At 66.3% G+C, this 12,427-nt stretch carries 12 protein-coding genes and 1 pseudogene; 5 read left to right on the forward strand and 8 right to left on the reverse strand.

All coding sequences use genetic code 11. The features are described 5' to 3' along the window. Positions 1-199 (reverse strand): annotated as a pseudogene (locus GFH49_RS40220) (hypothetical protein); the annotation flags it as partial. Between the two features lie 158 nt (positions 200-357). Between GFH49_RS40220 and GFH49_RS19380 the strand changes: the two are divergent. The 5 genes from GFH49_RS19380 to GFH49_RS19400 all read left to right on the forward strand — a co-directional run bounded on the left by GFH49_RS19380 (position 358) and on the right by GFH49_RS19400 (position 5,276). Continuing rightward, positions 358-651, forward strand: coding sequence for a GntR family transcriptional regulator (locus GFH49_RS19380; protein ID WP_155057339.1), 294 nt, complete (start codon positions 358-360; stop codon positions 649-651). A gap of 258 nt (positions 652-909) precedes the next feature. After that, entirely contained in the window at positions 910-1,245 is a 336-nt protein-coding gene (locus tag GFH49_RS19385; protein ID WP_155057340.1) for a hypothetical protein, read from the forward strand. Between the two features lie 7 nt (positions 1,246-1,252). Beyond that, positions 1,253-2,686 carry a hypothetical protein gene (locus GFH49_RS19390; RefSeq protein WP_155057341.1) on the forward strand — a complete coding sequence of 478 codons (1,434 nt, stop codon included), beginning with the start codon at positions 1,253-1,255 and terminating at the stop codon, positions 2,684-2,686. A 98-nt stretch (positions 2,687-2,784) separates the two neighbouring features. After that, on the forward strand, positions 2,785-4,113 hold the full coding sequence (gene mycP, locus GFH49_RS19395) for a type VII secretion-associated serine protease mycosin (protein WP_155057342.1): 1,329 nt from the start codon (positions 2,785-2,787) through the stop codon (positions 4,111-4,113). A gap of 293 nt (positions 4,114-4,406) precedes the next feature. Then, positions 4,407-5,276: a hypothetical protein gene (locus tag GFH49_RS19400; RefSeq protein ID WP_155057343.1), complete on the forward strand. Its 870-nt coding sequence runs from the start codon at positions 4,407-4,409 to the stop codon at positions 5,274-5,276. A 315-nt stretch (positions 5,277-5,591) separates the two neighbouring features. Here the strand turns inward: GFH49_RS19400 and GFH49_RS19405 are convergent, their stop codons facing one another. The 7 genes from GFH49_RS19405 to GFH49_RS39410 all read right to left on the reverse strand — a co-directional run. Next, positions 5,592-6,173 (reverse strand): hypothetical protein, encoded by a 582-nt coding sequence (locus GFH49_RS19405; RefSeq protein ID WP_155057344.1) that lies wholly within the window; start codon positions 6,171-6,173, stop codon positions 5,592-5,594. Next, a complete protein-coding gene (locus GFH49_RS19410; protein ID WP_196218056.1) occupies positions 6,166-8,406 on the reverse strand; it encodes a DUF6571 family protein in 2,241 nt (746 codons plus the stop codon). The genes GFH49_RS19405 and GFH49_RS19410 overlap by 8 nt, the downstream gene beginning before the upstream one ends. Positions 8,407-8,500: 94 nt before the next feature. Beyond that, positions 8,501-8,728: a hypothetical protein gene (locus tag GFH49_RS19415; protein WP_230396381.1), complete on the reverse strand. Its 228-nt coding sequence runs from the start codon at positions 8,726-8,728 to the stop codon at positions 8,501-8,503. A gap of 221 nt (positions 8,729-8,949) precedes the next feature. Beyond that, on the reverse strand, positions 8,950-9,627 hold the full coding sequence (locus GFH49_RS19420) for a hypothetical protein (protein ID WP_155057346.1): 678 nt from the start codon (positions 9,625-9,627) through the stop codon (positions 8,950-8,952). Beyond that, entirely contained in the window at positions 9,624-10,727 is a 1,104-nt protein-coding gene (locus GFH49_RS19425) for a hypothetical protein (protein ID WP_155057347.1), read from the reverse strand. The genes GFH49_RS19420 and GFH49_RS19425 overlap by 4 nt, the downstream gene beginning before the upstream one ends. A gap of 2 nt (positions 10,728-10,729) precedes the next feature. Further along, positions 10,730-12,103 (reverse strand): putative T7SS-secreted protein, encoded by a 1,374-nt coding sequence (locus tag GFH49_RS19430; protein ID WP_155057348.1) that lies wholly within the window; start codon positions 12,101-12,103, stop codon positions 10,730-10,732. Further along, on the reverse strand, positions 12,100-12,427 hold a 328-nt coding region (locus GFH49_RS39410; RefSeq protein ID WP_230396382.1), incomplete at its 5' end, for a WXG100 family type VII secretion target. The genes GFH49_RS19430 and GFH49_RS39410, both read right to left, overlap by 4 nt.

Consider the following 12,427-nt stretch of genomic DNA (forward strand, 5'->3'; position numbering starts at 1 on the left):
GGGCAGCGTCCTCGCCGTTGAGCGGTGAGTCCAGTCCGTAGGGGCTCCTCGGCGACGCGGGCCACCGGGCCGGGGGCACCGGAGGGGCGAACGGTGGCGGCACGGCGGCCACCCGCTCGGCGCGGTGCCGGCCTCGGGGGTGAGGACCGAAGACCTCCACGACCCAGCGCAGGAAGGCATGGATAATGCCCATCGTCATCAACTCCAGCAAGTTGGTGGCCGCGCCCCGGGGTCCTGCCAGACCGCCGGGGTCTTCTCTTGCCGCCTGACTCTACGCCAACTTAGTACGTCTTGGTACGTCTTTACACGTACACTGACGTTCTATGCTGGCCCTAGCCGACCTCTTACGCTCCAGGCATGATCGAGATCGACCGGGAGAGCATCACCCCGATGTACTTGCAGCTGGCATCCGCCCTGCGCGAGCGCATCCGACGCGGCGAGATTCCGGTTGGCCGTCGCATCCCCTCTCACTACGAGCTGGAGCAGGAGACGGGCGGTGCGGTAAGCCGCCGCACCATCAAATCCGCCATCGACGCACTCGCCGCCGAGGGAATCGTTCAGGGCGTCCAGGGCAAGGGCGTATTCGTCATCAAGAAGCCCGACACACCCCCGCCCGCCGACGAGCCCGAGGGCGGCGGGACCTCCGGCTGAGGCACAGCATGCGCCTCCCCAACGCATCGCCGCGATCGCCCCGTCCGCACTGCGTCACAGCGACATGGTGACTGCGGCGGCCCGTGAGATGCGAGTGAGCCGTGGCAAACAATTCACAGGAGCACCTGGGGCGTTGCCCGGGGCGGCCGATAGAGTTCTCCGGAAGACCAGAAGAGCGGAAGACAGCCGGGATGGCCGCTTGGTTGACCTTACGGCTGCGACGTTGCATCGGGGAACGGGGAGAGGGGCTGACGCACGGTGGCGAGCGGACGCTACAGAGTTGATCTGAGCGCGCTGGACGAGGTCGTCAAGAAGCTCAACGGGGTCATATCGGACCTGGGCGACGCGAAATCCGACTCCAAGTACAAGACGTACCTCCCGCCAGGGGCACTGGGCGAGAGCGTCGCGGGCGCGACGTTCGTCGAGGCGGAGAAGCTGCACGTCGCCCACGCGGAGATGAAGACGCACCTTGAGGACATCGTCGAGCACATCCACGACCTGATGGACGACTTCGGCACAAAGACGAAGAAGACGCACGGCGCCTACCAGGACCAGGAAGCCGACGTGACGAAGTCGATGCAGGGCGGGGAGTGACCAGGCCATGAGCGACGGTTACACCTACGAGTACCAGCCGGCGGCGATGTGCTACAACGCCTCGCACGAGTCGGACTTCGCGCACATGGACATGGACCAGATGAAGGCCATGGTCCGCAACGCCAAACCGGTCGAGGTGCACAACGTCGCCAGAGGCTGGACCGAGGTCAACAACAAACTGGTCGGCGAGGGTGGCGACGGAGGCGTCCGGCAAACCTTCATGAGAGCGGTGGACGCGGTACTCGAACACTGGGAAGGCGACGCGGCCGACCGGTTCAAGGAGCAGGCCGACATCATCGCGCAGAAGCTCCAGGACGGAGCGAAGTACGCGCAGTACACCTCCACCGCGATGCACAGCGCGGCGACCGTGCTGGAGACCATCAAGCCCGAGGTCGAGGCGATGGAGAAGCCGAGCACGACCAGCAGCATCCTCGACGCGGTAGGGGATCTCGGCAGTCGTTCGGACGCGGGCCTGGAGGACGACCTTGGCCAGGGGGCGTCCACGCAGGCGGCACTGGACAACAACTCGGGCGACCTGTCCGCCGGCAAGGAAGCCCAGCTGAAGATGGCTGTGAAGATGGAGCAGTTGGGGGCTGCTTATGCTTCGCAGACTAAGGCTATGGGGACATGGAAGAAAACCACCCGAAGCGACGAAACGGAGCAGTACCCCGGCGATCCCGGCGGTACGCCGCCGATTCCTATCGTGGCAATGCCGACTGACTCCGGCCCCAGGCTTGTTGGGCGTACACCATCCACCGGTAGTTCGTCCACAAGCGCGAACCGATCGGTAGTTTCCCCAACCCCCAGCGGCCCGAACCGTGTTGGCGGCTCGGGATCCCGTTCCTCGTCCAAGACAGCCGCCCCCTCCGCTGTCGGCACGGATGTCGACAGCATCAGCACCACCAACCCGGGTGGTGCGGGCAGAGGGGCCACAGCCGGGACCGGCACCGGCAGCCCCGGCGGAGGAAGTGGCGTCGGATCCGGTGGAATGGGTGGCGTCGCTGGTGGAGGGACTGGCCTTCCGAAGAATTCCAGCGGCCCCGGAGCGGGCATCGGGCGCCGCGGCTCGGCAAACGGCACGGGTTCCACGACCGGTGCGGGCCGCGCCGGAATGGGCGGTGCCGGAATGGGTGCCGGAGCGGGCGGGAAGAGCGCATCGTCGGCTTCTGGCCGTGGCCCTCTGGCCCGTACGAAAGGCGGCGTCATCGGCGCGGCCAAGGGTGCCCCCGGCTCTGGCTCCGGTGTCGGTTCGGGCCTGCACGGCAGCCGCGGCGGCACTGCGGAGGGCCGCGGGGCGGCCGGCCTCGGTGCTGCTGGCGGAGCGGCAGGCAACGGCCGCGACAAGAAGAGGAACGGCAAGGACCGCCCCGACTACCTTGTCGAGGATGAGGAGACCTGGGTGTCGCCGGACCAGAACACAACCCCCCGGGTCATCGAGTAGAACTCCGCCGGGCACGATCAGCAGGGCAGTGGGGTGGGGCTCGCGGACTTCGCACCGCGAGCCCCACCCCGCACGCAGATCACGAGAGGGAACACGTAATGGCGCTCAAGCAGACACTGCGCACCCTGTGCGGTGCAGCGGCAGCGGGGGCACTGCTCTTCTCCACGGCGACGACCGCTACGGCGGACCAGACAAGGGACGACCAGTGGCCGCTTGAAGCTTTTGGCGCCGACAAGATCTGGGAGATCGCCACAGGCAAGGGCGTCACTGTCGCCGTCATCGACACAGGCGTGGATGCCCAACATCCCGACCTCCAGGGCAACGTCCTACCGGGCAAAGACTTTATCGACGACGACTCCGATGCATCACCTGAAGGCGACGACCACGGCACCGCCATGGCTGGAGTCATTGCTGGTCACGGGCACGGGGTAAATGGTGCGGATGGCGTCAAGGGGCTGGCTCCGGACGCCAAGATTCTCCCGATCCGGGATATAGGCGAAGACGAATCTCCGTTCGCTGCATCGATTCGCTATGCGGTGGACCATGGAGCCTCGGTGATCAACATCTCACAGGTCACTTCTCCTCCAACTGAGGCGGGAGCAGCGGCAGTCGCCTATGCGGTTCAGAAGGACGTCATCGTCGTTGCAGGCACCGGCAATGACGGAACCGGCAGCGAACTTCCGTCCTATCCCGCCAACTACCCCGGTGCAGTCGCCGTGGGAGCGGTGAACAATGCGGGAGAGATCTGGGAGAAGTCCAACTATGGCCCAACTACGCTGCTGACGGCCCCCGGCGTCGGCATCGTCTCCACCGGCATTGATTCCACCGGTTATAGGAAGGGAACGGGCACCTCCGACTCCACCGCCTACGTCTCCGCCGCCTGCGCCCTCCTCCGCGAGAAGTTCCCCGACCTCACCGCGGGCCAGATCGTCAACCGCCTCACCAAGACGGCCGGTCTCCCCGACGACGCCCAGGGCATCAAGCTCCCCGACCAGAAGTACGGCTACGGCTACATCCAGCCGCTCGCCGCCCTCCAGGAGGACATCCCAGCCGGCCCCAAGAACGGCCCCCTGACCATGCCCGCCGCCGACTCCAGCGGCACCGGCAACGGTGACTCCACCGCGCCCCCGGCCTCCAGCAGCCAGGACGACAGCAGCCGTCTGAGCGCCGCCACGCTCCTCGCACTCGTCGCAGGCGGGGTCTTCCTCCTCCTCGTGGTCGGCTCCGTCCTCCTCCTCGTCGTCCGCAGCAGGAACCGCGCCCGCCGCGACGGCCCGCCCAACCCGCCGCCCGGTTTCCCCACGTACGCCCAGCAGCCGCCGTACAGCAACCAGGGCCCGCCCCCGAACCCCTACCAGCAATACCCCACACCCCCGGCCGCCCCACCAAACCAGCCCCCACCCGGCGGCAACCCCTACCAGCGATAGCGTTCCTTACTCCCGCCACCCCACTTACAGGCGGTGAGTCAGGCGTGTCGGGTCTGACTCCTGAACGCAGAACGCCTGCGTGTCCAGGTGATCAAGCCGCGCAGAGAACAGTCGTGCTCATCCACGACCACGGGGTGGTTCCTGCATCCAGCGGACCAGCTCGCCTGATTCTCACCGTCCGTGGCGACGCGGCAGGCCACCCTCACTCACACCCCGCTCACCTTCGAAAACCTGGGAATTCAATGACGGGCACGAGCACGAGACGCACCTTGCGCCGCGCGATCATCGCGACGTTGCTGACAGGGTTCGTGGCGGTCGGCACCACGGCCTGCGGAGACGATGATGCGCAGACCGGCGAGCCCAAGGGGCTCGCCGCCGCCCTCGCAAGCGTCCCCCAGTCCAGTGCCGAAGAGACGATCAGCTACTTGGACGTGCCCGCGTCCCGACGCCTGCTGGCCAGGGACAAGGAGCTGTATGGGAACCTCTACGGCTTGGGCATCAGGGAACTGACCCTGGAAAGCAGCGACCCGATCGGTGACAAGTACGGCTTCACCGAGGAGGACGTGGACACCGCCGTAGTGATCGGTGCGGACGCTCAGCGACTCACCGGCGACTTCGATGTGAACACCATCACCCAGGCGATGCAGAAGAACGGCTACGCCAAGGGCTCGATCGACGGTGGAGCGCTGCTCAAGGACAGCAAGGGCCAGGTCGCCATCTCGGGGACCGTCCGATCCAGCTCGTACACCGATGCCGCGCCTCCACCGCTGACCCCGCCGTCGAAATCCCTCGCCGACGACCCCGACTACCGTGCCATAGCCGACTGCCTCGGCGACGACGTGTACGCCGCCGACTTCTACGGCAAGCGTGCGGAGAGTCTCAAGGACGGCTACGTCATGTTCGGCTTCGCCGCCACCGCCGACAACGCGGGCCGGTCCCGGGAACGACTTTGCGCACTCACCACGTCCGCCGACAGCGCTCAGCGCATCGCCGGGAAACTCCGTACCACGGCCCAGGAGGACAAGGACTTCGCCGGAGCCGAGGTCACCACAGGCAGCGGGGACACCCCCATGGTCACCATGGAGTGGAAGAACCACGCCGGCCTCCCCCCAGGCGCGCAGAACGAGACCTACCAGATCCCCTCGCTTCTGATGAACCTTTGACCATCACCGGGCGATCGGCGCCAAGACACCGATCTCATAGCGCTGGGTGCACGAACCAGTAGCTCCCACTGCCTCATCCAGAAGCCCGTGCTTCAACTGTCGGTGGTGAAAGCCAGTCGGGGGCGACGGGCGGCCGTGAAGACACTGGATACCGGCGGCCTCTGCTGTGGAAGGGATGCTCTCGTCAAGACTTTCCGATCGCCCTGCCTTCGAGGGCCGCCCGGCCTCAAGCGACAACCGGCTACTCAATCAACAACCAAGACCAACCGTTCAATCGGCACACTCGTGTCCGCACCGCCGGTAGATGGCATAGGTTCAGCAGTTGTTGGCCTTCGACACTATGGGGACGATCTTTCTCACCAACTGCGTGAGCGCCTCTCCCTGCTTGGACAGGTCCTTGGGGTAGTACGCCACGATCTCCACAGAGAAGCTCTCGCGAGGCAGATCGTCCGTATCGGACGGGTAGCCGGGACACTCTGCCACCGCCACAGCACCGCGGGAGTACGACGCAGCGTCGCCGGAGGCGGCGACCGTAATCCTTGTGTCCCCGTCACCGAATCGCTGGGCCCTCCCTTCCGCGATCTGGCGGGCAGTTTGTACGTCCTCGTGGAAGAAGGTGCTCACCATGAGAGTAGGCGCCCCGTCGTCGACCAAGTAGTCGCACCCAGAGCTGTACTTGCCGCTGACGAGGTCGCCGCCGGTTTCGCTCTTCGTCAGCTTGCTGCCGGGCGGGAAGAACGGCTTGATGACTTCCTTCCCGATCTGCACTCCGCAGAAGGAGTCAGGCAAGGCGTACTCAACTTCAGGTTTCGTCTCACCGGAGCAGGCCGTAAGCAGGAGTACCGCGAGTGAAAGCACTGCGCAGCTGATACGGCGGCTGGGGTAACGGTCAGCCACGGTACTGGTCCCCCCATTCGGCACCGGTGCCGTAGCTCTGGTCTGTCTCTCGGCCCACGGCGTTCTGCAAGTCCTCGCTCCCTCCGGAACGGGCAATGTCAGCGCGGACGGACTCGCGCAGCGCCGACTCACCGCTGGTGTAGATACGCCCCGCCTCGCTTCGCGCCTCGCTGGTGGTGTCCTGGTACACACTGTTGGCCACGCTCTCTTGAACGTCCTCGGCTACCCAGCCAGCTACGTCGCCAGCCACGGGGATTCTCCCGAGTGCGAGCCCAAGGCCGCGGCCGACCCACTTGTTCGCGGTGTCGACGCCCCCGTTGTAGTCGGCGTCCTCGTACGCGTGTGTGTCGTGAACAGCATGAGCGCGAGCCGCGCTCATGATGCCTGCCACCTCGGCTCCGGGGTGAGCAGCGGAAGAGATGCGCTGTGGAAGGGAGACTTCGCTGTCGCTTGGGCCGTTGATCTCTGCATCGATAAGAGCAGAGGTATAGGCCTGCTGAGAACCGGTGAGTGCCGCGTAAGCGTCAGGGTGCTGGCCAACCTGGTAGACGAACTCCCTGGTGGCCTCGGGATCCAACTCGGCGCTCGCCCCCTGTATAGGGAGGCCAGTCTGCCCGGATATAGAGCGCTGTATGTCACCCATGTACTCAGCGCCGATATTGCCAAGGCTGTCGCTTGCAGCTGCGTAGGGGGCAGTCCCGTCGTCGCTGTTGAGGAGTCCTCCGGCCTCAGGGCCGCTGAACTTACTGATCACCTGAGCAGCAAGATCAGCCTGCTCCTGGGTGTGAGCAAGCGGACCACTGGAAAGGTCGGCGCCTGCGGGACGCCCGGTGGTGGCGGCTTCGAGGGCGTGCCCCAGGGAGTCCGGGAAGTCGTTCGCGGACCTCTGGGCGGCGTCCGGGTCGTGGCCGGTCATGTCGCGGAAGGACTCGTAGTCCTCGCTGACGAGGTAGTCCAGGTAGTTGTCGGCGTCGCCGATCTGGGTGAGGGTGCCGGTGTGGGCGCCGTCCTTGGCGTACGCCTCCATCGGCGGCGTGAAGTAGTCGGTGGCGGCCTGCGGGCTGTGGCCCAGGGCTTCCAGGACGCTGTTCATGGGGTCGTAGCCGGCGCCGTTCTTGCCGGAGGGGTTGTAGCCGTGCTGGGGGTCGCCGGTGTCGTCACTCGTACCTGCGAAGAAGTACGGATCCTCTGCGTGGAGTTGGGTGACGTGTTCGGCGACCGGAGTCAGGAACGCCGAGTCGTAGTTGCCGTAGCGGAGGATGCCGCCCAGGAGTTGGTAGCCGTAGGGGCCCTCGCGCACGCTGTTGTTGCCGAGCTGGATGTGCTGGGTGCCGAGTTTGCGTAGGTCGGCGCTCCACTGTTCGGACAGGTGGGGTTTGTTGTCCGGGTCGGTGGCGGTGGCGAGGGTGTTGCCCATGTTGCGCTGCATCTGCTGGAGCAGGGTCTTGCGTTTGTCGCTGGCGTCGGTGGTCTGCAGGGCGAGCTGGCCGTACATCTGGAGGGTGCCCTCCTGGCCGAGCTGCTGGTAGAAGCGGGTGGCGAAGACCGGGTCGTTCCTGTTGGCCTTCATCAGGTGGTTGAGCTCGGCGAGCTGGGTGTCGGTGAGCTTGTCGCCCTTCTTCAGCAGCTCGGCGGCGTGCGTGGCGTCGGCGTCGTCGAGGGAGGTGACGACCTTGGAGTTGAAGTCGGTCTTGTTGCCACCGAGGTCCCGGCGCAGGGCCCAGCAGGCGGTGTCATCGGCGTCGGCGGCACGCTGGAGGACGCGTTCGAGACGGCGGGCGAAGGCATCGCAGGCCTCGTGCTGTTCACGGATGATGGCCTGGGCATCGGGGTCGTGGTGCCGCATCGGATCCTGGGAGAGATCGTTGCGCGGGGTGACCACGCCAGTGGGGCTGACGTGGAGATCCTGCTGCTTGGCCTCGACGTCGGCAAGGTGGTGAAGGTCGTCCTTCGCCGTTTTCAGCTCGGCGTGCAGTGTCGTGAGGACGCCGGCGATGCCCTTCGCCTCCTTGTGCGCGTCCTCGAACTCCTGGTGGGCGGCGCGTACGTCGTTGTCGGCTTTGGCCGCCGTCAGGACCGGCTGGGTCCAGCCGGCCTGGCGGAAGGGGCGGGCGACCTGGTCACCGTACGCGGAGTGCAGCCCCTTGAACTTGGTGACGGTCTCCTCCCAGCGCTCAGCGGACGCCTTGAGGTTGCTGAGGTTGAGGTGGTACAGCTGCTCGTATGTCGGCATAAGCTCGGCGGGTCCCCGTGGAGTGCGAGCCTTGTCCGGCTCGCGCGGTGGCGGTAGCGGTGGCTGGCGCGGTGGCGGTGGGTGAGTGCCTGGTTCAGCCGAAGTCGCTCGCCAGAGAGTTCATGGTCTGCGTGTTCGCGGATTCCGTGCGCAGATACAGCACTCCCGAAGCTCCGCACTGGCCGGCGAGGCTGTTGCACTTGTCCGCGAGTGCGGAGACTTGAGCTGACCAGGTCTCCGCCAGGTTGCTGAGCGCCCCGCCGAGCCCACCGTCCCAATTACCGGAGCCGAAGTCCCGGGATGCCGAGCGCGTCTCGTCCACCGGATGAGCGCCCGCAGTTCGCGTATGTCCCTCGACCTCGCGCGCGCCTGTGCCCGCGCGATTGAGTGCTGCAGGATCCTCTATTTCCGTCCCGGTCGACACGTCACTTCCCCCGTGGCTCGTTGCGTTCCATGCGTAAGCGTTCCGTGCGTAAGCGGAAGGCAAATCACTATATCTGACGCGAGCACGACGACAGTAAGACGCCCGCCCGGCTTGGACTGCTATCCGAAGTCGGCCCTGACACGATCGGCGACCGTACTCGTGTGTCCGTCTCCCCTGTGCAGGTGCGGGCCAGCCGCTGCACCGCCGGAGACCGTCAGATCGTGGGCGGACTTCGACAACAGCGAGACGTAGAAGGGGAGGTCGGGCAGGGACGGAGTGGTGAGGCTCAAGACGAGGAGTCGTCGCATGCGGGGGAGCGGGAGGTACACGTCCACTCTGGCCAAGGGCATAGAGGCGGCCGTGTCATCTGCTGGATCCGACTGCCACTCCATGCCACACAGGACAAGGACTCCTGGTCCTGCTGGGACACGGATCTCTTCGACTGTGCTGTTGTCGTTCGCAGAGAGTGCCTCGAAGAGACCGCGTGCAGAGAGGCCGGCGTCCGGTTCGTCCAGCGGGTCCAGGCGAGCCAACAGGGAGGCGGTGGTGAGGCGGCCGTCGGGGGCCTCGTCGAGACAGAAACCGGCGTAGAAGGAGTTCTCGGCGAGCGCGTGGTCGGCCATCTCGCGGTAGGCGTGGAAGGCGACCTCGCGCTGGAAATCGGTTCCTGTCGGCCAGATCTGCTTCGCTGTGGACCACAACTGCTCCAGCTGCGCCTCGGGTTCGAGATCGAGACCCAGGGAGTGGAACCCTCCGGGAATGTCAAGGTGCAGTTCTGATTCGGCACCGCTGCTCATACGAGTTCCGTCCACAGCTGTCCTTCCCAGATGCACAGCGCCGCCTCGTCGCCGGAGACACGAAGGCCGTGGGAGGAAACGATCTCCTCGATCATGTTCTCCGGCAGGCCCCGGTAGTCACGGGGACGCAGCGTGAGCCCCCTGCTGTCCTTGCGTACCTTCCACCTGGGGGCGTGGAACACCGAGGTGGCGAGGGAGAACCGCTGGGTGCGGATCTGCTCGGCCAGCGCAGCGACCTTCCTCTCCAGGTGCGTCTGCCGCTTCGCCGTGTCGCGCGACATCTGGAACGCCAGGCTGCTCGGCGAAGTCGCCCGCGCTACCGCGCGGCGGGGGTCGATCCCGTCGGTGTTGGCGCCGTCCGCGTCTGCCACCAGCTTGAACGCCAGAAGCAGGCACCGCGCCACGACTTCGAGGGGAATGACGACCCACTGCACCACAAACCAGAGGAAGAGCGCAGACCGGGGAAGTACCGGCAGCACCGGGCGATCACCCGCGGTGTACGTCATACGAAGTGCCCCGGAGCGGGGAAACAGGCTGATACCGAAGGAAAGGCGTCGTGCGGTGTCGGTGTCGGTGTCGGTGTCGGTGTTGGTGCCGATCTCCAAGCGATGTGCGTGGGCGAGGCGTTGCAAGGTGTTGAGGGGAAGGCCTCGGTAGTGCCGGGGCTTCAGCCGGACACCGAACCCCCTGGGTTGCAGGCCTGACCCCATGCGGGTGCCCGTCCTCGGCTCGGATTCCCTTCCGGGCCCGGCCGGCAGTGCCGGCAGCGGGGTGAGCTCGTGGTGGAACCTGGTCCCCACGCTGAACCGCTGCTGCTCGATCTCCCGCGAGATGCGGGCGAACTCACGGTCCAGATACCTCTCGTGCCAGGCCCTGCGCCGAGACAGCCGGAGCACGAGTTTGTAGGGCGACAAGAAGGCTCTGAACGGGTCGAGCACCTCGGAAACCTGAGACTGCCCGGTGAGCGCCATGAAGACCTGGCAGAGGAACCCCAGAGGAATGAGCAACCACTGGGTAGCGAACCACAGCAGAAGCCCGATCCTTGAACGGTGAGGGAGAACGGGTTCGGCGGATGTCTCGGAGCGGGAGGTGCCAGCCATGGTCATTCTCCTGTCACGCTGTCATGGATGCCGGTGACGGTTCCCGGCACGGAGGCGGCGAGCAGAGGGCCCTTCGACCACCAGGAGGCCGGATCGAGTGTCCCGTCGAAGCGCAGTGCGGACCGGAAGGAATCGATGCCCCGCAGGCCGGGAACGCGCTCGACGACTTCGAGGAGCCCTCTTTCGCCGATGCTCGATCCCATGTTCTTGGCCACTGTGTGCTCCCAGGCGAGCTTGAAGCGGTGGCCGTCGGCCGCGATGACATCGCCGATCCGCTCGCTACTGAAGAGTTTGGTGGCGGGACCCTTGACCGAGCCGAAGCCCGCGTCGGCGATGCGCGCGGCATACATCGCTTCGTCGGCCGTGCGCCCGACCGTCGTTACCACCTTCGCTGTCCCGGTGATGGCGGTCTTGGCGAACCCCACGCCCGGGAGGGTACCGAGGGCGTCGCCCGCCAGGTCCAACAGCCCTACGTCGGCCCCACCGAGCTTGGCCCCGCTGTGGGCGGCCAGTGCGCCGAGAGAAAATCCGGCGCTGGCCAGGGCGAGGCCGCCGGACAGGGGCGGGCACCACAGGGTCAGCAGCGCGAGGATGCCGAGGACGGCGGAGATGTTGCTCAGCCAGTCGCCGATCGTCTTCAGCAGGTCCTTGTGCCGGGCGCACCATTCCTGGATGGCGTGTCCGAGTTTCTGGAACTGGTCGCCCAGGCGTTCCCAGAACCCCGGGTCGGGTGGTGCGCTTTCGGTCGCTTTGCGTAGCCGGCTCGCGACCCCACGGGCCTGGGCCTGGTGCTGTTCGAGCAGCCGCTCCGCTTGCTTGATGATCTCTTCGAGTTCACGCTGGGCCTGGTCCAGCTGTGCTGAGGCTGTCGACAGTTCACCGTCGGCCTGCTGGAGGCGGGTGCTTGCCGCGTCGATCTTGGCCTGGGCGTCCTGCAGGGCGGGGCCGGTGAAGTACTGGCCGCTGAGGCGGAAGGAGGGGTCGGACGCCGCCTGGTTGTAGCGGTTGGTCGCGGCGTCCTTGGTCTTCTCCGCGGAGGCGACCTGACCCTTGGCCTGCTTCGCCTGGGCCTCGTACGTACGGGCTGTGCTCTGGTAGTCGGCCAGCGCCGCACGCCACTTCGACAGTTCCGACGATGCCGTGCTCATGGCCTCGTGGCTGTCCTTCAGGTAGCGGGGCAGTTCCCCGACCTTCTTCGAGAACGCGGAGGCGGCGTCTCCGGCCCAGGTGATGTTCCCGGTCAGGCGTGTGATGGTGTTCTGCGCGTTGTCGAGTGCGGCTGCTGCCCTCTTGGTGCGGGCGGCGAGGGAGTCCACGTTGCCGGGGTTGCCCGGTGCGGGGTCGAAGCCGAGCGCGGGGTACGAGTCGCTGCTCACCGGGTGCCGCCCTTCCCGGCGAAGCCGTCACGCAGGGCCGTCTCGACATCCCGGTACGTGTCGCGGGTCTTCTTCAGCCCGTCCTCGATGCCCTGCGTCCCCTCCGCGATCTTCGTGATCGCGTTGTCCCAGCTGTCGTGGAACTCGTCGCAGGCGTTGTCGAGTTCCTTGCTTCCCGTGGTCTTCGGGCCCGTGTCACGCAGCGCGTTCAGCGCCGCACGCATCTCGTCCTGACTCCGGTGAAGTTCCCTGACCAAGGTGTCCAGCTCGGATATGTCTACCTTGAAGCCCGCTCCCATGGCGCCGACGTCCCCCTGTCTCACG

The organism is Streptomyces blattellae, from assembly GCF_009709555.1.
Taxonomy (GTDB): Bacteria; Actinomycetota; Actinomycetes; order Streptomycetales; family Streptomycetaceae; genus Streptomyces; species Streptomyces blattellae.

What these genes read in the sequence shown, in the direction of transcription:
- GFH49_RS19380 (WP_155057339.1), top strand. Translation starts at nt 358, where the DNA reads ATGATCGAGATCGACCGGGAGAGCATCACCCCGATGTACTTGCAGCTG.
- GFH49_RS19390 (WP_155057341.1), top strand. Translation starts at nt 1,253, where the DNA reads ATGAGCGACGGTTACACCTACGAGTACCAGCCGGCGGCGATGTGCTAC.
- mycP (WP_155057342.1), top strand. Translation starts at nt 2,785, where the DNA reads ATGGCGCTCAAGCAGACACTGCGCACCCTGTGCGGTGCAGCGGCAGCG.
- GFH49_RS19410 (WP_196218056.1), bottom strand. Translation starts at nt 8,406, where the DNA reads ATGCCGACATACGAGCAGCTGTACCACCTCAACCTCAGCAACCTCAAG.
- GFH49_RS19420 (WP_155057346.1), bottom strand. Translation starts at nt 9,627, where the DNA reads ATGAGCAGCGGTGCCGAATCAGAACTGCACCTTGACATTCCCGGAGGG.
- GFH49_RS19425 (WP_155057347.1), bottom strand. Translation starts at nt 10,727, where the DNA reads ATGGCTGGCACCTCCCGCTCCGAGACATCCGCCGAACCCGTTCTCCCT.